18 protein-coding genes are annotated in these 21924 nt (G+C 34.0%); 12 read left to right on the top strand and 6 right to left on the bottom strand.

The features are described from left to right. Positions 1-9: 9 nt before the first annotated feature. From O5O44_RS00300 to O5O44_RS00315, 4 genes are read left to right on the top strand one after another with little or no spacing between them, the layout of a single operon-like run. Positions 10-1251, top strand: coding sequence for a nitrous oxide reductase family maturation protein NosD (locus O5O44_RS00300; RefSeq protein ID WP_289195276.1), 1242 nt, complete (start codon positions 10-12; stop codon positions 1249-1251). After that, positions 1245-1952, top strand: a complete 708-nt coding sequence (locus O5O44_RS00305) for an ABC transporter ATP-binding protein (RefSeq protein WP_289195277.1) — start codon at positions 1245-1247, stop codon at positions 1950-1952. Before O5O44_RS00300 ends, O5O44_RS00305 begins: the two co-directional genes overlap by 7 nt. Further along, the gene (locus O5O44_RS00310; RefSeq protein WP_289195278.1) at positions 1945-2727 is read left to right on the top strand and encodes an ABC transporter permease; all 783 of its coding nucleotides are present in this window, start codon (positions 1945-1947) and stop codon (positions 2725-2727) included. Before O5O44_RS00305 ends, O5O44_RS00310 begins: the two co-directional genes overlap by 8 nt. Positions 2728-2756: 29 nt before the next feature. Beyond that, complete coding sequence (locus tag O5O44_RS00315) at positions 2757-3179, top strand: hypothetical protein (protein WP_289195279.1); 423 nt, start codon at positions 2757-2759, stop codon at positions 3177-3179. Positions 3180-3322: 143 nt separating this feature from the next. Here the strand turns inward: O5O44_RS00315 and ric are convergent, their stop codons facing one another. Genes ric through O5O44_RS00335 form a run of 4 tightly spaced genes read right to left on the bottom strand, consistent with a single transcriptional unit; the run spans position 3323 to position 5921 of the window. Beyond that, entirely contained in the window at positions 3323-4054 is a 732-nt protein-coding gene (ric, locus tag O5O44_RS00320; RefSeq protein ID WP_289195280.1) for an iron-sulfur cluster repair di-iron protein, read from the bottom strand. A 50-nt stretch (positions 4055-4104) separates the two neighbouring features. Next, a complete protein-coding gene (locus tag O5O44_RS00325) occupies positions 4105-4539 on the bottom strand; it encodes an RrF2 family transcriptional regulator (RefSeq protein ID WP_019386733.1) in 435 nt (144 codons plus the stop codon). A 57-nt stretch (positions 4540-4596) separates the two neighbouring features. Then, complete coding sequence (locus tag O5O44_RS00330; RefSeq protein ID WP_289195281.1) at positions 4597-4947, bottom strand: hypothetical protein; 351 nt, start codon at positions 4945-4947, stop codon at positions 4597-4599. After that, positions 4947-5921 (bottom strand): polyprenyl synthetase family protein, encoded by a 975-nt coding sequence (locus O5O44_RS00335; RefSeq protein WP_289195282.1) that lies wholly within the window; start codon positions 5919-5921, stop codon positions 4947-4949. The genes O5O44_RS00330 and O5O44_RS00335 overlap by 1 nt, the downstream gene beginning before the upstream one ends. Positions 5922-6045: 124 nt before the next feature. On the opposite strand from O5O44_RS00335, the gene O5O44_RS00340 reads away from it, so the two are divergent. The 4 genes from O5O44_RS00340 to O5O44_RS00355 are packed head-to-tail and all read left to right on the top strand — an operon-like array spanning position 6046 to position 12705. Beyond that, the gene (locus O5O44_RS00340; RefSeq protein ID WP_019386736.1) at positions 6046-6651 is read left to right on the top strand and encodes a TetR/AcrR family transcriptional regulator; all 606 of its coding nucleotides are present in this window, start codon (positions 6046-6048) and stop codon (positions 6649-6651) included. 1 nt (position 6652) lies between these two features. Continuing rightward, positions 6653-7996, top strand: coding sequence for a TolC family protein (locus O5O44_RS00345; RefSeq protein ID WP_289195283.1), 1344 nt, complete (start codon positions 6653-6655; stop codon positions 7994-7996). An 11-nt stretch (positions 7997-8007) separates the two neighbouring features. Beyond that, on the top strand, positions 8008-9177 hold the full coding sequence (locus O5O44_RS00350) for an efflux RND transporter periplasmic adaptor subunit (protein ID WP_289195284.1): 1170 nt from the start codon (positions 8008-8010) through the stop codon (positions 9175-9177). A 27-nt stretch (positions 9178-9204) separates the two neighbouring features. After that, a complete protein-coding gene (locus O5O44_RS00355) occupies positions 9205-12705 on the top strand; it encodes an efflux RND transporter permease subunit (RefSeq protein ID WP_289195285.1) in 3501 nt (1166 codons plus the stop codon). Positions 12706-12861: 156 nt separating this feature from the next. Here the strand turns inward: O5O44_RS00355 and O5O44_RS00360 are convergent, their stop codons facing one another. Beyond that, positions 12862-15489 (bottom strand): TonB-dependent receptor, encoded by a 2628-nt coding sequence (locus tag O5O44_RS00360; RefSeq protein WP_289195286.1) that lies wholly within the window; start codon positions 15487-15489, stop codon positions 12862-12864. A 286-nt stretch (positions 15490-15775) separates the two neighbouring features. Between O5O44_RS00360 and aspS the strand changes: the two genes are divergently transcribed. The 3 genes from aspS to O5O44_RS00375 are packed head-to-tail and all read left to right on the top strand — an operon-like array spanning position 15776 to position 19607. After that, the gene (gene aspS, locus O5O44_RS00365; RefSeq protein WP_289195287.1) at positions 15776-17530 is read left to right on the top strand and encodes an aspartate--tRNA ligase; all 1755 of its coding nucleotides are present in this window, start codon (positions 15776-15778) and stop codon (positions 17528-17530) included. 44 nt (positions 17531-17574) lie between these two features. Continuing rightward, entirely contained in the window at positions 17575-19362 is a 1788-nt protein-coding gene (locus O5O44_RS00370) for a chloride channel protein (protein ID WP_019386742.1), read from the top strand. Between the two features lie 8 nt (positions 19363-19370). Beyond that, positions 19371-19607: a hypothetical protein gene (locus tag O5O44_RS00375; protein ID WP_019386743.1), complete on the top strand. Its 237-nt coding sequence runs from the start codon at positions 19371-19373 to the stop codon at positions 19605-19607. A 35-nt stretch (positions 19608-19642) separates the two neighbouring features. On the opposite strand, the gene O5O44_RS00380 is transcribed toward O5O44_RS00375, so the two are convergent. Continuing rightward, entirely contained in the window at positions 19643-20092 is a 450-nt protein-coding gene (locus O5O44_RS00380; RefSeq protein ID WP_019386744.1) for a nucleoside deaminase, read from the bottom strand. Positions 20093-20131: 39 nt separating this feature from the next. Between O5O44_RS00380 and dxs the strand changes: the two genes are divergently transcribed. Next, the gene (gene dxs / locus O5O44_RS00385) at positions 20132-21892 is read left to right on the top strand and encodes a 1-deoxy-D-xylulose-5-phosphate synthase (protein WP_289195288.1); all 1761 of its coding nucleotides are present in this window, start codon (positions 20132-20134) and stop codon (positions 21890-21892) included. Positions 21893-21924 lie beyond the last annotated feature (32 nt).

Consider the following 21924-nt stretch of genomic DNA (forward strand, 5'->3'; position numbering starts at 1 on the left):
ATTCGTAGTATGAAAATACGCCTTTGTATTCTGTTGTTTTTAATCACAACTTGTTTTGCAGCAGCAAAAACAATTACAGTTTGCGAAGCAGGTTGTGATTTTAACCGCATACAAACGGCAGTTGATAGCTCGAAAAGTGGAGACCATATTTTCATTAAAAAGGGGCTTTATAAAGAATCTAACATAATTATTTACAAGAAATCACTTCATATTACTGGTGAAGAGGGCACAATAATAGACACTCAACAAAATGGTTATGGCTTTTCAGTTGAAGCCACAGATATTATTATTAAAAACTTAATAATTAAAAATATCGAAATTAGCTATACCAAAGAGTACGCTGCTATTTTACTCTTTAAATCTTATGATTTTGTAATTGAAAATGTTACTGTAGAAAATGCGTTTTTTGGTTTTTTAATTCAAAAATCTAAAGATGGTTTGGTACATAATAACACTATTTCTGGTGAAGGAAAGGCAGAAGCAGATTCCGGCAATGCCATTCACCTCTGGCATTGTGAAAATGTAAACATTACTAATAATGATGTTAGACGTATGCGTGACGGGATATACTTAGAATTTGGGAGTAACAGTTATATCTCAAACAATTACTCTACTGGAAATATGCGCTACGGATTGCATTTTATGTTCTCTAATGAGAACACTTATGAAAACAACACATTTGAAGCCAATGGTGCCGGAGTCGCAGTAATGTTTTCGAAAAAAATAAAAATGTTCAACAATGTTTTTAAAAAAAATTGGGGAACAGCATCCTATGGCATCTTACTAAAAGAAATCAATGATGCCGAATTAAAACATAATATTTTTGAAGACAACACTATTGGCATTAATGCCGATGGTACCAACCGTATCACCTATACAGAAAATACATTTAAAAATAATGGTTATGCTATAAAAGTTCATGGTGCTTGTTATGATAATATCTATTCAAAAAATAATTTCTTGTACAATTCTTTTGATTTATCCTATTCAGGAAACTTAAATAGTAATAAGTTTGAAAATAACTATTGGAGTAATTATACTGGTTATGATTTAGATAAAAATGGTATTGGTGACATACCGTATAGACCCGTTAAATTATTTTCATACTTGGTAAATAGGACTCCGGAAAGCATTGTTTTACTGCGTAGTCTTTTTATAGACATTATTGATTTTTCTGAAAAAGTATCACCGGTTTTCACACCAGAAAATCTTATTGACAATCAACCTTTAATGACACTGGTTACATGGTAGAAATAACCAATTTATTTAAAAAATTTGGCAAAAACGATGTGCTAAATGGCATCAATCTTTCAATTAAAGAAGGTGGTATTTTTGCTGTACTTGGTCCTAACGGTTCAGGAAAAACGACGATTATAAAAACTATTCTTGGCATGGTGATTCCAGATGAAGGAACCATCAAAGTCTTTGAATCAAATATTAAGAACAACTCAGATTACAGACATAAAATAGATTATTTACCTCAGATTGCTAATTTTCCAAGTAATCTAAAAGTTAATGAATTAATCAAGATGATTAAAGACTTAAGAGGCCATACTGAAGTGGATAAAGATTTAATCGAAACATTTAAACTTGAACCTTTTCTTAACAAAAAGCTAGGTACTTTATCTGGTGGTACTAAACAAAAAGTAAATATTGTTTTAACCTTTATGTTTAATAGCCCTATTATAATTCTAGATGAACCAACTACTGGTTTAGACCCCATTTCATTAATACGACTTAAAGAATTAATTCAAGCGGAAAAAGCAAAAGGCAAAACCATCATAATAACATCTCATATTATGAGTTTTGTAGAAGAAGTTGCAGACGAAATTGTTTTTATTCTAGAAGGGAAAATTTACTTTAAAGGCAGTATTTCTGAATTGAAGACTAAAACAAAACAACAAGATTTTGAGCATGCTATTGCTAACATATTAACCGAAAACCATGTTTAAAATTTTAAAATACAGCTTTTTTGATTTAATGCGAAGCAGTTGGAGCTATGTCTATTTTGCTTTTTATTTGCTATTAGGTATTGTGCTCTTATTTCTTAATAACGATTTATCTAAAGCGGTAATAACACTAATGAATGTTATAATTGTATTGGTTCCACTTATCGGTACTATTTTTGGTGTTATGTACTATTATAACTCAAAAGAATTTACCGAGTTATTATTAGCTCAACCCTTAAAACGATCTTCTATTTTCTTAGGACAATATTTAGGTGTGGCCATCTCTTTGTCTATGAGTTTAATTCTAGGTTTAGGACTTCCTTTTATTGCTTATGGTTTATTCAAATCTAACGCCATTTGGGACTTTTCATTATTGTTAATTGTTGGTGTGTTTTTAACCTTTATTTTTAGCGCTTTGGCATTTAATATTGCACTTTCTAATGAAAACAGAATTAAAGGTTTTGGTTATGCCATACTTATGTGGTTATTCTTAGCCATTATATATGACGGGTTATTTTTAATGTCGCTTATACTGTTTGAAGATTACCCACTCGATAAAGTTTCATTAATCGGTACAATGCTAAACCCTATAGATTTATCAAGAACACTCATTCTTTTAAAGTTAGATATTTCAGCGTTATTAGGTTATACTGGCGCAGTATTTAAGCAATTTTTCGGCACCAACTTTGGGCTTATTATTTCTCTTTTTGCTTTATTAATTTGGGTAGTATTGCCAGTAATTAGAATAGTACTTAAATCGAAAAGAAAAGATTTTTGAGGCAATAATTGGCATTAAAATTTTAACGGATGAAAACAAAATCCTTAACCATAATACTCATATTTATAGCCACATTAGGTTGTAAAAACGGGACGAAAACTGAAGCTATTTCAACAGCAGATAATTTAGAGCTCATTTTAAACAACGGTGAAAAATGGATAGCCAATAAAGAAACACATATTGGTATGCATCGAATGGATTCCATTTTGAAAAATAACAGAACTTCAGATGGTAATTTATTGGGTGATGCACTTTCAAAAGAAACCAGTTACATTATAAAAAGTTGCGATATGAAAGGAGAAGCACACGACCAACTCCATGTGGTTCTTGTTCCTATTTTAGAAGAAATAACAGAAATTAAAGATGTCAAAAATGCGTCTGAATTAAAGCAAAAAACATCAACCTTAAAAAATCTGATAGCAACATATTTTGATTATTTTAAATATAATTGAAAAGGTATCTAGATAGTGACATCTAACTTTCGTAAACATTAAACCTTTATCATTTGGATATAATTAAAAATTCCAGAAAAGTTACCCTTTCTGGAATTTTAGGATTCTTAAAACTAGTTTTTTTGCGAACAAAATTAATGCTATTAACTAAATTGTTGCTCTAGTTTTATGGCCTTAGGGAATAAAATGTTATTTTCTAAATGGATATGTAAGTGCAAATCTTTTTCAAATTCTTCTAACATAGCAAATGTTACACGATATGTATTACATGCATCTGCAGGTGGGTTATAATTATCCGTCAATGCAGCTATTTCTCTAAAACGTTCACCTTCATTATCATGTTCTTGCATCATCACTTCAATTGGGTTCATAACTGTCCCAAATTGCGGCGCCGCTACAGTCGCTGTATTTAATGTTGCAGATACCATTTTCTTAACAAACGGAAAAAGAATCAATTCTTCTTTTTTCATATGTGCTGCCAACTCACCTGCCGATGCTGTAAAAAGTTGGTTTATTTTTAATAATTCTGGATGGCGCTCCCCATGTACGCGACATAGTTTATCTAAAAACTGACGCAATACAGGAATTTTTTCTTCTACATATCGATGGTGTTTTTTTTCAATATAATCAGCTAATAAATCTAATGGCCACGATTTGTAATCTATTGATTGTTCACCTTTATTACTTAAAACGCTTTGCAGCTCATCTAATAAATCATTGCTATCAATTCCTTTTTTTTCGCAGGCTTCTTGAATGGTTCTATTCCCATTGCAGCAAAAATCTATTTTATACTTAGAAAAAACTGCTGCTGTTCTATAATCTTCGGCTACAAATTGCCCAATTTGTTTTTCTGAATCTTTTTTTATTGTTACCATAAGTAATTATTTAATTCGGATAATTTTATCCTATTTATATTCAAATTTTTTTAGACCTTTAAAAATGAAGCCCCAGACTTAATGTTAAGTGCTAGTTCTTCTAAACTCGTATTCTCTAGCATAAATTTTAACTCTTCTCTTACACTTTTAAACTTATCGTGCACAGGACAAGGATGTGCCTCATCACATTTATGTAAACCCAAACCACAGCCATTATAGATAGCATCGCCATCAATAGCATTTACAATTTGAGCCAGTTTAACTTTAGCGATTTTATTTTTATCAATTTCAAATCCACCATAAGCACCTTTTATGGAATTTACAATATCATGTTTTACTAAGGCCTGTAAAATTTTAGCAGTAAATGCTTGCGGAGAATCTATTTCCTTTGCTATTTCTTTAGGGCTAACAAGCTTACTTTCATAAGAATTGATAGCAATAAAAATTGATGCTTTTATACCGTATTCGCAAGCTTTAGAAAACATATAATGTATTAATATGATACAAAAATATAAAATATTTTTAATTAAGACTAATTTGTCTTAATTAAATTTGTTCTTGTACCAAACTTTTTGCCATTCACGTTTCAAAATTAAAAAAGAAACCTCCTCTGCTAGCTTCACCATATCGTCTCCATCTAGAGCTTTCACTTGCTTTTCTGATACATCAATTATGTAAAGCAAGTTCAAGTATTCGGTAAATTTCTCTTGAATCAATTTATAAATAGTTTCATGAAGCATAAGTTTTAAGCTTGTTGGAAGAATTTCTTCATGAAAATCTAAATCGATATTAGCCAAAAGCAAATCTTTATTTAACTGTTGAATTAATTTCTTGTATAGGTCTAATTGATTCGCTTCTTCAATTAAATCATTAAAAGTTGTAGGTAACTGCATTAAACGGTTCTGTTCATTAAATTATTACCAAATGCTTTTAACAGCATCTTTTTTTCTTCAGAAATATTTAAAGTTTCTAAAACTTTAAATGCATTACTCGTATAATTCTTAATAGCTTGTTTTGTTTCTTCTGCAGAACCTGAAGCAACAAACAATGCTTTCGCTTCTTTAATTTTTGAATCAGTATTTTGCGGATGTGATGCAAAAAGTTGGGCTAGTTTTACTTTATCATCATCATTTGAAAACTCCAACGCTTTTAAATACAAATAGGTCTTTTTGTTTTCAATAATATCTCCTCCTACTTGCTTTCCAAACGTTTTTGGGTCGCCAAAAGCATCCAGATAATCGTCTTGTAGTTGAAAAGCAATCCCAAGGTTTTTACCAAACTCGTAAATACTATGTTGGTCTTCTATAGAAGCTCCTGCAATTATGGCTCCCATTTTCATAGCAGCACCAACTAAAACTGCAGTTTTGTATTCTATCATTTTTAAATATTCCGGAATGGTAACATCATTTCGCGTTTCAAAATCCACATCATATTGTTGACCTTCACAAACTTCCAAAGCCGTTTTACTAAATAACTTTGCTAAAGCTTGAAAGGTATTCGCGTCATAATTTTCAAATAACTGATAAGCCATAATTAACATGGCATCTCCAGATAAAATTCCTGTATTTACATCCCATTTTTCATGAACAGTTTTATGTCCGCGTCTTAATGGTGCATCGTCCATAATATCATCATGTACTAACGAAAAGTTATGAAAAACTTCAATACTCAATGCTGCATTTAAAGCCCCTTTATAGTCGCCATTAAAAACATCCGTAGTCATTAACGTTAATACTGGCCTGAGCCTTTTGCCTCCTAAAGCTAAAATATAATCTATTGGGTCGTATAAATTTTTGGGCTCTTTTACAGTAGAGTATGCTTTTAAGTAAGCTGTAAACTCTTGTTGGTATTTTTCTATTGATAGCATCAAACAAAAATAGAGTAATTCAGCATAATTAAAAACAACAATGTATAGGATATGTTAAAAAAACATTAAAACTTAGGAAACTTTTTTTGTTTTTATAGTTTCCTAAGCTATATTTGCACCACTTATGAGAGAAAAGATTATAGAAAAAACAGCCGAAATGTTCCTTACGCTAGGCTTTAAAAGTGTTACAATGGACGATATTGCTCAAGAAATGGGCATTTCGAAAAAAACCATTTACGTGCACTTTGCTAATAAAACCAAACTGGTTGAAGCGGTGACATTTACCCTTTTTGAAAACATTTGTGATGGTATTGATTGTATTTGTTTTGCATCAAAAAATCCAATTGAAGAGCTTTACGACATTAAAATGTTTGTAATGCATCATTTAAAAAGCGAAAAATCTTCCCCACAATTTCAACTTAAAAAATATTACCCAAAAATATACGAAGCTTTAAAAATTCAGCAATTTGCTAAAATGCATGACTCTGTAAAATCAAGCTTACAAAAAGGTATTGACACAGGCTTGTTTAGATCTAATATTAACGTCGATTTTATTTCTAGAATGTACTTTAATGGCATGACGGGAATTAAAGACAACACCATTTTCCCTTTAGAAATTTACACCATGGAATATTTAATGGAAAGCTATTTAGAATACCATTTAAGAGCCATAGTTACTGACAAAGGATTACAAATATTAAACACTTACTTAACATCAAATCAATCATAAAATGAAGAAAAAACTAATACTATTTTTTAGTTTATTATGTTCCATTGTAATGATTTCGCAAGAAAGCAGCCAAAGTTTTTCATTACAAGAAGCCATAGATTTTGCCTTAGAAAATAACAGAAGTGCTAAAAATGCAGCCTTAGATATTAAAGCAGCTGAGAAACAAAAGTGGGAAACAACCGCAACAGGTTTACCACAACTTAGCGCAAACATAGATTATCAAAACTTTTTAAAACAACAAGTTTCTTTAATTCCTGCCGAATTTTTTGGAGGAAACGAAGGTGAGTTTTCAGAAGTAATTTTTTCAACAAAACAAAGTGTTACGGCCTTTGCTAAAATAGATCAGTTAATTTTTGATGGTTCTTATTTAGTTGGGCTTCAGTCGGCCAAAGTATTTTTAGAAATTTCTAAAAACGCTAAAGAAAAGACCGATTTAGAAGTTAGAAAAGCTGTAATTAATGCTTATGGTAATGTGCTTTTGGCTGAAGAAAGTGTAAAAATATTAGAGCGTAACATTAGTATTCTTCAAAAAAATCTTGACGAAACCACAAAAATTTATGAAAATGGTCTTGAAGAAGAAGAAAGTGTTGAGCAATTACAAATTACACTTTCAGGAGTAGAGAGTAACTTAAATAAGACCAAAAGATTAAAAACTTTAGCTTATCAAATGCTGAACATGACTCTTGGTTTAGATATAAACGCAAAAACTGTATTAACTGATGCGCTTGAAAACCTTACCGCTCAATATATAAGCATCAATTTATTGGAAAATGAAGGAAATGTTGAAAACACCATTGATTATAAAATTGCCAAAAACGATGAGGTTTCTAAATCACTATTATTAAAACTAGAAAAAAGTAAAGCTTTACCGCGACTTTCAGCATTTATAAACGGCGGGTATTCGGCATTCAGCAATACGTTTACATTCACTGATAGTGATCAAGACTGGTTTGGGTCATCGTTAGTAGGTATAAACATGAGTATTCCAATTTTTAGTTCTGGCATGCGAAGTGCATCAACGCAACGTGCAAGAATAAATCTTGAAAAAGCTAAAGATGATTTAACCGAAACCGAGCAACGTATAAAACTTGAAATAGCTGCGGCTAAAAGTGATTACCAGTTTGCTATCGAGGATTACGAAAACAAAAAGAAAAACTTAAATCTTGCCGAACGTATCGAGCAAAAAAACCAAACCAAATTTTTTGAAGGTATTAGTTCGAGTTTCGAATTGAGACAAGCACAAACTCAACTTTACAGTTCTCAACAAGAATTCCTTCAAGCGATGTTGGATGTTATTAATAAAAAAGCTGAATTAGAAACCGTTTTAAACACCATTAATTACTAAAATCAATCAAAATGAAATATATATATTCTCTTGCATTAACTTCTCTATTACTTGCATCTTGCGGAAATGATAAGAAAAAAACTGTTGAAGACATTATTGAAACCAACAATTTAGAACTTATCAGACAAAAGAAAGCAGAACTTGATGCTACAGCGCAAGAAATTTCAATACAGTTAAAACAATTAGATAAATCAATTAAAGAACTTGATCCTCAAGAAAAAGTGCCATTAATAACCACATTTACGGCAGAGGAAAGTGTTTTTGATCATTTTGTTGAATTACAAGGAAACGTAAGCACCAAACAAAATGTTGTTATTACTGCCGAATATGGTGGTGTGTTAAGACAGGTTTATGTCAAAGAAGGGCAAAACGTTAGCAAAGGACAAATGCTTGCTAAAATTGATGATGGCGGATTAAGTCAACAATTAGCTCAAGTTAAAATTCAGGCCGCTTTAGCAAAAACAACTTTTGAAAGACAATCTCGTTTATGGGACCAAAAAATTGGTAGCGAAATACAGTATTTGCAGGCTAAATCCAATTACGAAGCTCAAGAAGAAGCTGTAAATCAAATACAACAACAAATAGGTAAAACCATAGTTCGCGCGCCATTCTCAGGCACTATTGACGATGTAATTACAGAGCAAGGAAGTGTTGTGGCACCGGGGCAATCTCAATTATTTAGAATCGTAAATCTTGATGACATGTATATTGAAACAGACGTGCCAGAACGTTACATATCAGATATTGTAAAAGGAAAAGAAGTTAAAGTAGAATTTCCAGTATTAGGAAAAGAAGTTGATGCCAAAGTACGTCAGGCAGGAAATTTTATTAATCCAGCAAACCGATCTTTCAAAGTTGAAATTGCAATTCCTAGTAAAAATTTAGACATAAAACCAAACCTAACAGCAAAGCTTAAAATTAATGATTACACCAATCCTAAGGCCATATTAATACCTCAAAGTATCATTTCAGAAAATGCAGAAGGGCAACAATATGTTTACACCATTATTGATAAGGTGGATAACAAAGCAACTGTAAAGCGCGAGTTTATAGAAACTGGAAAAATCCAGGGCAATTATATTGAAGTACTATCAGGAATTCGAAATGGAGAAGAGATAATTGATGAAGGCGCTCGTAGTGTAAAAGATGGTCAGGAAGTAAAAATTCTTGTAGTAGAATAAGCAACCCAAACTCTAATAACAAAACCAATGACAAAAAATAAAAAGAAAAAAACTGTAGATAAAGAGTTTGCGTTTTCATCATGGGCTATTAACAATAAAACCACCATGTATGTGCTTATTACATTAATCCTTTTTTTAGGAACCGGCGCTTACTTTAGTATGCCGCGAGAAAGTTTCCCAGAAATAAAAGAAACTAAAATATATATAAGCTCAGTTTACCCAGGAAATACTGCTGAAGATATTGAAAAACTGATTACAGACCCTATAGAAGATAAGTTAAAAACGGTAAGTAATGTAGTAGAAATAACCTCAACATCTCAAGAAGATTATTCAATAGTAATTGTTGAGTTCGACGAAAATATTTCTGTTGATAATGCTAAACAAAAGGTTAAAGATGAAGTAGATTCTGAAACTGCGAGTGAGGATTGGCCAACTTTTAATGGCGCTAAGGTTGAACCTAACGTGTTCGATTTAAGTATGTCTGAAGAAATACCTATTCTTAACATCAATATTTCTGGAGATTATCCTGTTGATAAGCTTAAAGAATATGGCGAATATCTAGAAGATGAAATTGAAAGCTTAATAGAAATTAAGCAAGTTGATATTCGTGGCGCTCAAGAAAAGGAAGTTGAAGTTGCCGTAGATATTTATAAAATGATGGCTGCTCAAGTTAGCTTTGACGACATTATTAATACGATAAGCAGAGAGAACATGACAATGTCTGCAGGTAACTTAATCTCAAGCGGACAAAGAAGAACAATTCGAATTTTAGGTGAAATTGAAGACCCTAAAGATTTAGATAGCTTTGTTGTAAAATCAGAACACAATAATCCTATTTATTTAAAAGACGTAGCCACAATCACTTTTAAAGACGAAGACAAAACAACTTATGCACGAGAATTTGGCGATCCAGTGGTGATGCTCGATGTTAAAAAACGAGCAGGAAAAAATATGGTGGCGGCTGCAGAACAGATTCAAGTTATTGTAGATGATGCCATTGAAAATGTATTTCCTCCAGATTTAAAAGTGAGTATTGCTAACGATCAATCATCAAAAACCATTGGGCAAGTAGATGATTTAATAAACAATATCATTTTCGGTATTATCCTCGTGGTAACCGTATTAATGTTCTTCTTAGGGTTTAAAAATGCGCTTTTTGTTGGTTTTGCCATCCCTATGTCTATGTTCATGTCCCTCATGATACTAAACTTAATGGGATACACCATGAATACAATGATTCTTTTTGGTCTAATTATGGGTCTAGGAATGCTTGTAGATAACGGAATAGTTGTAGTTGAAAACGTATATCGTTTAATGACTGAAGAAGGCATGAGCCGAATTGAAGCCGCAAAAAAAGGAATCGGCGAGATAGCATTTCCTATTATTATTTCAACTTTAACAACCGTTGCTGCCTTCGTTCCACTCGGGTTATGGCCAGGGGTTATGGGGCAATTCATGATTTACTTTCCAATTACCTTATCGGTAGTTTTGGGATCCTCATTATTTGTTGCCATTTTCTTTAACTCGGTTTTAGTTTCTCAATTAATGACTACTGAGGATAAAGATATGCCACTTCAAAATATCATTAAAATATCTGCGATTTTAGGCGGATTTGGTTTGGTTATTTTATTGTTTGGCGGAGCATACCGAGGATTAGGAAGCTTGATGATAGTAACCGTAATATTGCTTTGGTTATACCGACTATTCCTTAGAAAATGGGCAAATGGTTTTCAGAATAATATTTTACCTAAATGGGAACGTGCCTACGAAAAATCGTTACGTTATGCGCTTAGTGGTAAAAAACCTCAACTTATCGCCATAGGCACAACCATTTTATTGGTAATTGCTTTTATGGGCTTTGGAGCTTCGGTTGGCAGTCAACGTACAAAAGTGGAATTCTTCCCAGATAACACACCAAATCAAATCATTGTTTATATAGAGTACCCTGAAGGTACAGATATTAAAAAAACAAATGCTATTACAAAAGATATTGAAAAGCGTGTTTACAAAATCATTAACGATCCAGAATATATAAAAGACGGCTACAATTTTCTTACTGAAAGTGCTGTATCGCAAGTTGGTGAAGGCGCCGGAAATCCTCAAACCGATGGAGGTTCTGCCGCAGAAATGCCACATCGTGGAAAAATTACAGCCACCATGCGCGAGTATAAATACAGAGAAGGTGCAGACAGTCAAGAACTTCTTAAAAAAGTACAAGAAGCTTTAAAAGATGTTTATCCTGGTGTAGCTATTTCTGTTGAAAAAGATGCTGTTGGCCCTCCCGCGGGATATCCAATTAATATTGAATTAGAAGGAGAAGATTATGGCGAATTAATTGCTACAGCCGAAAAAATGCGCGATTTCATCAACACTAAAAACATTCAAGGAATTGATGAGCTGAAAATAGATGTCAATAAAATGAAACCATCAATGCAGGTTATTATTGACAGAAAAAAGGCAGGAGAATTAGGCGTTACTTCGGGTCAAGTTGGACAACAACTTCGTAACTCAATTTTTGGTGCAAAAGCAGGTGTTTACAAAAATGATGGGGAAGATTATGATATTTACGTGCGTTTTAACGAAGAAAACAGATATAATACCAGCGCTATTTTTAATCAGAAAATAACTTTTAGAGACATGGCCTCTGGTCAAATTAAAGAAGTTCCCGTTTCTGCGGTTACCAAGCAATCAAATAGCTCTGGATTTAGTGCTATAAAACATAAAGATGTAAAGCGTGTTGTAACCCTATACTCTGCTTTAGCTCCTGGATTTACAGATGCTGGAGCCATTGTTTCAAATATTAGACACGAAATGCAAAGTTTTACAGAAAAACCAGAAGGTGTAAAAGTTGATTACACTGGCCAAATAGAAGAACAGAATAAGCAAATGGCTTTTCTAATGGGTGCGTTTTTTACAGGATTAGGATTAATTTTCTTTATTTTAATTTTTCAATTTAACTCCATTTCAAAACCTGGAATTATCATGTTAGCTATTTTCTTGAGTTTAATTGGTGTATTTGGAGGCATTGTTGCAACGGGTAGTTCATTTGTAATTATGATGACCATGATGGGTATTATATCTCTAGCTGGAATTGTAGTGAATAATGGTGTTGTACTATTAGATTACACACAACTACTTATTGACCGACAAAAGGTAAAAGACGATCTGGACGAAGATCAATATCTAGAACAAGACAATCTTGTTGAAGCGATTGTAAAAGGCGGAAAAGCGCGTTTACGCCCAGTTTTATTAACCGCTATTACTACAATTTTAGGATTAATACCTTTAGCTACCGGATTAAATATAAATTTCTTTACTTTGTTCAGCGAATTTAACCCTCATATATATATGGGTGGAGATAATGTGATTTTCTGGGGCCCTTTAGCATGGACTGTAATTTATGGTCTTTTGGTAGCAACTTTTTTAACATTGATAGTTGTCCCAATTTTATTTTATCTTGTCACGAAATTTAAAATGTGGTTATTTAAAAGTCGAGTTTCAACAAATCAAAAGTTAATTGCAGATTAAATATAAAATTTAAAAGCATTTGAAAGGATAAAACAATTGTAATTAAGGTTGTTTTAACAATATCCTTTTATTTCTAATATTAAAAGGATTAATTAATAGCGAAGAAAAGCCCCAACATATGTTGGGGCTTTTTGATATCAAAAAATTTGTGTTTAACTAAAACTTATAGTTCAACCCGATACTAAAATTTGTACCTAATTGACCTAGTTGTTGTACTTCAGAAGAGTAAACAAATCTGCTTCCTGCTTGCGCAGTTCCTGTTGATGCTTTTGTTACATCTGGATATACATCAAATAAGTTATTTACTATACCTGTAAGACTTAAATTATCTGTAAATTTATAACTCAAACTTAAATCGGTTGCAATTTTAGAAGATAACTCCTGGTCAAATTCTGCACCATTAGGAGAAGTTATTGTAACTTTTCCAAACATAGTATTATATAATCCAACATTTACTTTATCAGACTCATAATCTAATCCTAATATTACTTTGGATCTTGGTCTTGCACTTGTAATTAAACCTTTTTCAATTCTTGCAAAAATATCATATCCGTTTTGTGCTAAAGCATCTGGTGTATTAATTGCATCAATTGTAGTTTTATTAAAGTTAGCCGCTAAATTAGCATGTAATTTACCAGCTCCGAAATCCATGTTTCTATAATTTAAAACTAAATCGGCACCAGTTGTTTTAGTATCACCTGCGTTTATAAAAAATTGTACCGCTACAACTCCATTATCTTCAAGTATTTGCTCTACAGGATTAGTTGTAGTATCGTCTCCATCTGCTCCAATTTGAGAAGAAAATAAAACACGATCATTAACATTAATACTATAAAAATCTAAAGACGCAGAGAAGTTTCTATCGAACTGATAAGTAATACCTGCCGACATGTTTCTGGATGTTTCTGCAAATAAATTAGGAACACCTAAAGCTTCAACTGCAGGATTATTATTTGCTAAAGTTCCTTGTAAAAGAGGTTCTGGTGAACTCGCAACAATTATATACTGGCTATTTGTTAAATGACGTTGGTGTAATGTTGGTGCTCTAAATCCTGTACTATAAGATGCTCTAAGAGCTCCTGCACTTCCTAATTTATAACGTCCGTTTAATTTCCAAGAAAAATTATCTCCAAAATCAGAGAAATCTTCATAACGTCCTGCAACTCCTAATAATAATGCGTCTGAGATATCGAAATCTAATCCAGCATAAGCAGCAAAGTTGTTTCTATCCCATTCTCCAGATTCTTCAGGTTTAATACCTGCGAAAGAATCAGATCCTGCTCCATAATATGATAATGGATTTCCTTCTCTTGCTTCAAATTTTTCCTTTTTATATTCAAGTCCAAATGATCCACTTACCACATCAGAAAATACTTTAGAAAAATCTAAATTTCCAATAACATTGCTTAAACTATATCCACCTGGATTAAACGTTCTAGGAGATGTACCATTATCAGCTAAATAATCTCTATTCACTGAATTATTAACGGTATAATCGACACTGTTTTTACCAAATGTAAGACTCGCATCGGCATTCCATCCTTCACCTAAATCCATTTTTAAACCAGCAGAATTAATATGATCTTTAATTCTTGCTTCGAAAGTTGGTTGGTAACCTTGAAAATTTCCATCGGTTGTAATGAAGTTCGCATCTGCAACATCACGTCTCCAATAAGGTGCTCTGTAATATGCAAAACTACGACCTGTACGCAAGGTATAACCGTGGAAAGAATAAAATTCTGAATTTTCTCCAACTGGATGAGACATGTTTACAAAAACATCGCCTTTTTCTAAATCTGGCTGACCTACGTGCATCCCTAAATCTGGGTTGTTCTGTGCCCACTCTATTTCATAATCTCTAGCATCACTTGGTAAATCTGCAACACCTGGAGTTCCTGCTCTATTAGTAAGTTTCTGGTTATAATACCCTAAAGTAAGGTTTACAAATCCACCTTCACCAAATCCTAAGGTTGTATTGAAATCTGTAGCAAAGTTAAAACCATCACCCTCAGAAGTAATTCCTGTTTTTGCAGAAAATGTCGAAAACTGAGCGTCTTTTTTTAACACCATATTAATTACACCTGCAATCGCATCTGAACCGTATTGTGCCGATGCACCATCACGTAATATCTCTACACGCTCAATAGCTGCTGTAGGTATACTTTTTAAATCTACTCCAACCTCACCTTTACCAGGTGTTCTATTTAAGTAAACCTGTGCACTTTGGTTTTTACGTTTACCGTTTACCAAAACTAATGTTCTACTTGGTCCTAATCCACGTAAATCTGCTGGGTCGTAATGCGCTGTCGCATCAGAAATAGCTTGTGGCTGAGCATTAAACGATGGCACTTTAAACGTTAACATCGCTTCAATAGTTGGTTGCCCACCGCTTGTTAATTCTTCAGCACTAATATTATCAATAGGTACTGGAGAATCTAAAATCGTTCTAGGTTTAGATCTGTTACCTAGTAAGACAACAGCATCTAGAGCAACTCCAGATTGTAAGGTAACATTTAATGTGCTACCTGTAACCACAGCCTCCTGAGTTTCATAACCTACGTACGAAAACACAAGAGTGTCACCATTGTTGGCATTTAAACTGTAGTTTCCATCAAAGTCGGTAGTTGTTCCCGTTGTAGTTCCTTTAACAACTACTGAAACACCAGGGACAGGTTGCGACGAATCATCCGTAACCACACCAGATACAGTCTGTCCAAAGACAAGACTTGAGGTTCCTAAGAACATAAATAAAATCAAAGATTTTAAGTTTAAAAATTTAATCATAATTACTATTATTTTGAGTTAGTTGTCGCTAATATATGCTTTTTATGGAATGAAAACAGAATTTACTAGAAAAATGTTATGCGTGCATATAATAATTTGATATAAATACGCTATTAAAATTGAGAATATTATTGTTGAAGCCTCAAAAAAATATGATATTATGAATGCGCTCATTCGAATAACAAATCACACCGGTTATAAATGAGTATGGATTGTATTAAAAAATCTATATTTAAAATTAATACTCTGTTGTATTTCATTAAATTTGCGCATCTAAAATTTAATCATGTATAGAAGTCATAATTGTGGCGAATTAAGAGCTACAAATGTTAATACAGAAGTAACCCTATCGGGTTGGGTGCAAAAATCAAGAGATAAAGGATTTATTGTTTGGGTAGACTTGCGCGACCGCTACGGCATAACGCAATTGGTTTTTGATGAAGAGCGCACTTCAAAAGAGCTAATAGAACAAGCCCAAAACTTAGGACGCGAGTATGTTATTCAAGTGAAAGGAAAAGTAATTGAAAGAGCTTCAAAAAACCCAAATATCCCAACTGGAGATATTGAAATTTTAGTTTCGGAATTAAACATTCTAAATGAAGCTATGCTTCCTCCCTTTACTATTGAAGATAAAACCGATGGTGGTGAAGATTTACGAATGAAATATCGCTATTTAGATATTCGTCGTAACCCTGTAAAAAACAGTTTAATTTTTAGACACAAAGTAACTCAAGAGGTTAGAAACTATTTATCAAAAGAAGGCTTTATTGAGGTAGAAACACCATATCTAATTAAGTCTACGCCTGAGGGCGCTCGAGATTTTGTAGTACCATCTAGAATGAATGCAGGTCAGTTTTATGCCCTTCCTCAGTCGCCACAAACCTTTAAGCAATTGCTTATGGTGGGTGGTATGGATAAATATTTCCAGATTGTGAAATGTTTTAGAGATGAAGATTTACGAGCCGATAGGCAGCCAGAATTCACACAAATAGATTGTGAAATGGCGTTTATTGAGCAAGAAGATATTTTAAATGCTTTTGAAGGTTTAACGCGTCATTTACTGAAAGAAGTAAACGGAGTTGAGGTTGAGAAATTCCCAAGAATGCTTTATGATGATGCGATGCGTTTGTATGGTAACGACAAACCAGATATTCGCTTTGGGATGCAATTTGGAGAGCTAAATGAAGTAGCCCAGCACAAAGATTTTGGCGTATTTAATAATGCTGAATTGGTAGTTGGAATTGCTGTTCCTAGAGGAAATAGTTATACACGAAAAGAAATAGACAAATTAATTGATTGGGTAAAACGACCACAAATTGGCGCTTTAGGCATGGTGTATTGCCGCTGCAATGAGGATGGAACTTTTAAATCTTCAGTAGATAAGTTTTATGACCAAGACGATTTAGAAAAATGGGCAGAAGTTACCGACGCTAAACCTGGTGATTTAATTTGTGTGCTTTCAGGCGATAAAAATAAAGTGCGTACACAATTAAGTGCCTTACGTATGGAATTAGCAGAACGTTTAGGGTTAAGAAACCCTAAAGAATTTGCACCACTATGGGTAATGGACTTCCCGTTATTAGAGTGGGATGAAGAAACCGAAAGATACCATGCGATGCATCACCCGTTTACATCGCCTAAACCAGGACAATTAGAATTACTTAAAACAGATCCGGGAGCTGTAAAAGCCAATGCCTACGATTTGGTTTTAAACGGAAATGAAATTGGCGGTGGATCCATCAGAATTCACGATAAAGAAACACAGTCATTAATGTTTGACTATTTAGGTTTTACACCTGAAGAAGCCAAAGCACAATTTGGCTTTTTGATGGATGCATTTCAATACGGTGCGCCACCACATGGCGGCTTAGCATTTGGTTTGGATAGACTGGTTGCTATTTTAGGTGGGCAAGAAACCATACGCGATTTTATAGCATTCCCAAAAAACAATTCAGGGCGTGATGTAATGATTGATGCTCCTGCACCTATTGACGATGACCAATTAAATGAACTAAGTTTAAAACTTAATTTAAAATCATAAAATTTAAATCCCGCTATGGCGGGATTTTTTAGTAATTTTATAGTATGCCAACTACCTTTAAAAGCCTTCTACGCAAATTCTTAATCTGGAAATACAAGCACATTTCAGAACGTCAATTTGTTTACATACTGAGTATTTTGGTAGGTTTTTTAGCAGGTATTGGAACTGTAACTCTTAAAAACTTAACATACTATATTAGGTATTTCTTTAGCTTATACATTTTTCAAGATTACCAAAGTACATTATATTTCATTTTACCAATAATTGGGCTTTTATTGGTTTATATCATCAAGCAAACTTGGTTAAAAAAACACATTGGTCATGGTATATCCTCAACTCTGTATGCCATTTCAAAGCTGAATGGTATAATTCCAAGATATAATATTTACGCATCGTTAATTACAGCGCCCCTAACAGCTGGGTTTGGTGGTTCGGTAGGACTGCAAGGGCCCGCCGTAAGTGTTGGTGCCGCATTAGGATCAAACGCGGCTCAATTATTTCATATGAACACCAAAACGCGTATGCTTTTAATAGGTTGTGCTGCAGCCGGCGCTATGGCTTCTATGTTTAAAGCTCCTATTGCGGCCATTGTATTTGCAATCGAAATTTTCAGCTTAGATATTGCTTTTACCTCGCTTGTTCCGTTACTTTTAGCCTCAGTTTCTGCGGTGGTTACCTCCTATCTTTTTACTGGAACCGATGTATTATTACGTTTTGAACTTACCGATAAGTTCGAGGTTAACGATATTGCATTTTACGCGTTACTAGGTTTAGTAACAGCCTTCGCCTCAGTTTATTTTTCAAAAGTATTTTTCTCTATAACCAACTTCTTTAAACAATTTGAAAGTCGGGCCGTAAGGCTTTTAATTGGAGGTTTAGCCATAGGCACCATGCTTTATTTCATACCACCACTTTACGGTGAAGGTTACGGTATTATGAACAACCTTTTGAAAGGCGATCATCTTGCAGCAATAGGCACAACGCCTTTTGATCTCGATTTATCAAACATCTGGATTGTTATCGGACTTTTATTAGGCATCTCTGTTTTTAAAGCCATTGCCATGACCACTACGTTTGGTGCAGGTGGTGTTGGTGGAGTTTTTATCCCAACGCTTGTTATGGGAAGTGCCTTAGGTAATGCATTTGCTAAAATTATTAATAATATTGGTTTAGATTTTCATGTGTCAGAATCTAACTTCACGCTTATTGGGATGACGGGCTTAATGGCAGGAGTACTTCATGCACCTTTAACTGCCATTTTCCTTATTGCAGAAATTACAGGTGGATATGAACTTTTTGTGCCCTTAATGATAGTTTCTGCTATCTCCTTTTCCATTACAAAATATTACGTATCGCATTCTATTTACACCTTAAAGTTAGCTGAACGCGGGGAATTAATGACCCACGACAAAGACAAAAACGTGTTGATGGTTTTAGATATCGACAAGGTTATTGAAACCAATTTCATCATACTAAAACCAGAAATGAAACTTGGCGAAATACTCAAAAATGCCGTGGCTAAATCCTCTAGAAATCATTTTCCTGTAGTCAACGATAATCACGAGTTTTTAGGCGTCATCCGTTTAGATGACATCAGGCATATGATGTTCGATTCGGACCTCTACGACAAAGTAGACGCGGCAAGCCTTATGCATGCCGATGCAGGAATTATTGATTACGATAAGGACAATATGAATGTTATTATGGATAAATTCAAATCCAGCGGTGCTTGGAATTTGCCCGTAACAAAAGACGGAAAATATTTCGGCTATATATCCCGATCAAAACTATTAACGGCATACAGGCAGCAACTTATCAATTTTACACAATAGTTTAGTAAATGAAATATCTCATCCTCATACTCACCATCGCAGCATTAACCAGTATCATTCTTGGTTTTACATTGCAGGTAGACTATGCACAAAAACTCATCGGTTTTGGTGTTGCTGGATTGTTTTTAATCGTATTTCCGCTATTTTCATACCACCGTTGGAAAGATAAAAATCTCAAAGATTATATGCTTACCAAAGAAAACCTTGATAAAATGCGCGAAAATCAAAAGCGTAATAAATTATAGTTTTAGGGCGTTCCCCAAGGGTCGGGCTTTATTCGTTAATTTAAATTTCGTTTCTCAACAAAAAATCGTTTCATCAAAGTTGAGGCTTCTTCAGCTAAAACACCACCAGTAATCGTAGTTTTTGGGTGTAATTTCGTTTTTAAATTAATACATCCGCGTTCCAAATCTCTTGCGCCATACACAATTTTAGAAATCTGGCTCCAATACAACGCGCCGGCACACATTTGGCAAGGCTCTAACGTGACGTACAGAGTGCATTTTTGAAGATACTTTCCACCTAAAAAATTAGCAGCAGCTGTTATGGCTTGCATTTCGGCATGAGCTGTTACATCGGTTAAGGTTTCAGTTAAATTATGTCCGCGTGCAATTATTTTATTCTCAATCACTACAACGGCTCCTACTGGTATTTCTCCTTTTTCAAAAGCGGCTTCAGCTTCCTGCAGTGCTTTCTTCATAAAGTAGGTGTCATCAAAAGGTTCTATCATAATAGCAAAAATACAAATTCATTCTTGTACTTTTGTCTCGTGCAAAAAAGTCTATTAAATACAATCAACTCGCCTAAAGAACTCCGTCTTTTAAATCAAACAGACTTACCTCAACTTGCGCAAGAGTTACGTGAGTTTATCATTAATATTGTTGCTACCAAAGAAGGGCATTTAGGAGCTAGTTTAGGTGTCGTGGAACTCACCATTGCATTGCACTATGCGTTTAACACCCCTATAGACCAACTCATTTGGGATGTTGGCCATCAAGCCTACGGGCATAAAATTTTAACGGGTAGAAAAAACATTTTTCATACCAATAGACAACTTGGTGGAATTAGTGGTTTTCCAAAACGCGATGAAAGTGAGTACGATACTTTTGGTGTAGGGCATTCATCAACCTCCATTTCAGCAGCATTAGGAATGGCAATCGCCTCTCAATTAAAAGGTGAAAACAAACACCATATTGCAGTAATAGGCGATGCAAGTATTGCCAGCGGGATGGCTTTTGAAGGCTTAAACCATGCCGGAGTTACCAAGGCTAATTTATTGATTATTCTAAACGATAATGCTATTGGTATAGACCCAAGTGTTGGTGCCTTAAAACAATATTTAACCAATGTAAAAAAAGGCACTCAGAAACAAGATAATATTTTTGAAGCCTTAAATTTCGATTATTCTGGACCAATTGATGGTCATGATTTAAATACCGTTATTGCGGAATTAGAACGACTAAAGACTGTTGATGGACCAAAACTTCTTCATGTAATTACAACCAAAGGAAAAGGCTTAAAACAAGCTGAAGCAAACCAAGTAAAATATCATGCCCCAGGAAAATTTGATGCCAAAACAGGTGACTTAGCAGAAAAATCAAACGAAGTTCAAGCGCCTAAATATCAAGATGTTTTTGGGCATACCATTCTGGAACTCGCAGAACAAAATAAAAACATTGTTGGCATTACACCTGCAATGCCAACAGGAAGTTCGCTTAAATACATGATGGAAGCCATTCCAGACCGAGCGTTTGATGTTGGTATTGCAGAACAACACGCTGTTACCTTAGCAGCAGGTATGGCAACCCAAGGATTAATACCATTCTGTAATATCTATTCCACGTTTTTACAGCGTGCTTACGACCAAATAATTCATGATGTGGCCTTACAAAAACTACCTGTTATTTTTTGTTTAGACCGTGCAGGATTGGTAGGTGAAGATGGTGCCACACACCATGGTGTTTTCGATTTGAGTTACTTACGCTGTATACCGAACCTCATTATTTTTGCCCCTCGAAATGAACTAGAGTTACGTAACATTATGTACACAGCACAATTGGGTTTAAAGCAACCCATTGCCATACGTTACCCCAGAGGTCGTGGTGTTACCATAGACTGGAAACAACCCTATTCTAAAATTGAAATTGGTAAAGGTGTTGCGCTCAAAAAAGGTAAAAATATTGCCGTTTTAAGCATCGGTATAATGGCTAAGAATGTTACAAAAGCTATAGGAAATCTAGATGTTTCGCATTACGATATGCGTTTTGTAAAACCTTTAGATGAACATTTATTACATTCTATTTTTAAAACATATGACATCGTGGTAACTGTTGAAGACCATAGTATAAAAGGTGGTTTTGGAAGTGCTATTTTAGAATTTGCTGCGATACACCAATACCCAAACACCATAAATGTTTTAGGTGTACCTGATGAATTTATTGAGCATGGTGGTGTGAATGTATTACAGCAATCTATTGGTTTAGATGCAGAAAGCTTAAAATATACTATTGAATCCATACTTCGAATTTAAAAGCAATTCAAAATTAAATTCTTATTTTGATG

It is taken from the genome of Algibacter luteus (assembly GCF_030344935.1).
GTDB lineage: Bacteria > Bacteroidota > Bacteroidia > Flavobacteriales > Flavobacteriaceae > Arenitalea > Arenitalea lutea.

Coding starts and splice junctions, on each gene's coding strand:
- O5O44_RS00300 (WP_289195276.1), top strand. CDS start 10: ATGAAAATACGCCTTTGTATTCTGTTGTTTTTAATCACAACTTGTTTT.
- O5O44_RS00305 (WP_289195277.1), top strand. CDS start 1,245: ATGGTAGAAATAACCAATTTATTTAAAAAATTTGGCAAAAACGATGTG.
- O5O44_RS00310 (WP_289195278.1), top strand. CDS start 1,945: ATGTTTAAAATTTTAAAATACAGCTTTTTTGATTTAATGCGAAGCAGT.
- O5O44_RS00315 (WP_289195279.1), top strand. CDS start 2,757: ATGAAAACAAAATCCTTAACCATAATACTCATATTTATAGCCACATTA.
- ric (WP_289195280.1), bottom strand. CDS start 4,054: ATGGTAACAATAAAAAAAGATTCAGAAAAACAAATTGGGCAATTTGTA.
- O5O44_RS00325 (WP_019386733.1), bottom strand. CDS start 4,539: ATGTTTTCTAAAGCTTGCGAATACGGTATAAAAGCATCAATTTTTATT.
- O5O44_RS00330 (WP_289195281.1), bottom strand. CDS start 4,947: ATGCAGTTACCTACAACTTTTAATGATTTAATTGAAGAAGCGAATCAA.
- O5O44_RS00335 (WP_289195282.1), bottom strand. CDS start 5,921: ATGCTATCAATAGAAAAATACCAACAAGAGTTTACAGCTTACTTAAAA.
- O5O44_RS00340 (WP_019386736.1), top strand. CDS start 6,046: ATGAGAGAAAAGATTATAGAAAAAACAGCCGAAATGTTCCTTACGCTA.
- O5O44_RS00345 (WP_289195283.1), top strand. CDS start 6,653: ATGAAGAAAAAACTAATACTATTTTTTAGTTTATTATGTTCCATTGTA.
- O5O44_RS00350 (WP_289195284.1), top strand. CDS start 8,008: ATGAAATATATATATTCTCTTGCATTAACTTCTCTATTACTTGCATCT.
- O5O44_RS00355 (WP_289195285.1), top strand. CDS start 9,205: ATGACAAAAAATAAAAAGAAAAAAACTGTAGATAAAGAGTTTGCGTTT.
- O5O44_RS00360 (WP_289195286.1), bottom strand. CDS start 15,489: ATGATTAAATTTTTAAACTTAAAATCTTTGATTTTATTTATGTTCTTA.
- aspS (WP_289195287.1), top strand. CDS start 15,776: ATGTATAGAAGTCATAATTGTGGCGAATTAAGAGCTACAAATGTTAAT.
- O5O44_RS00370 (WP_019386742.1), top strand. CDS start 17,575: ATGCCAACTACCTTTAAAAGCCTTCTACGCAAATTCTTAATCTGGAAA.
- O5O44_RS00375 (WP_019386743.1), top strand. CDS start 19,371: ATGAAATATCTCATCCTCATACTCACCATCGCAGCATTAACCAGTATC.
- O5O44_RS00380 (WP_019386744.1), bottom strand. CDS start 20,092: ATGATAGAACCTTTTGATGACACCTACTTTATGAAGAAAGCACTGCAG.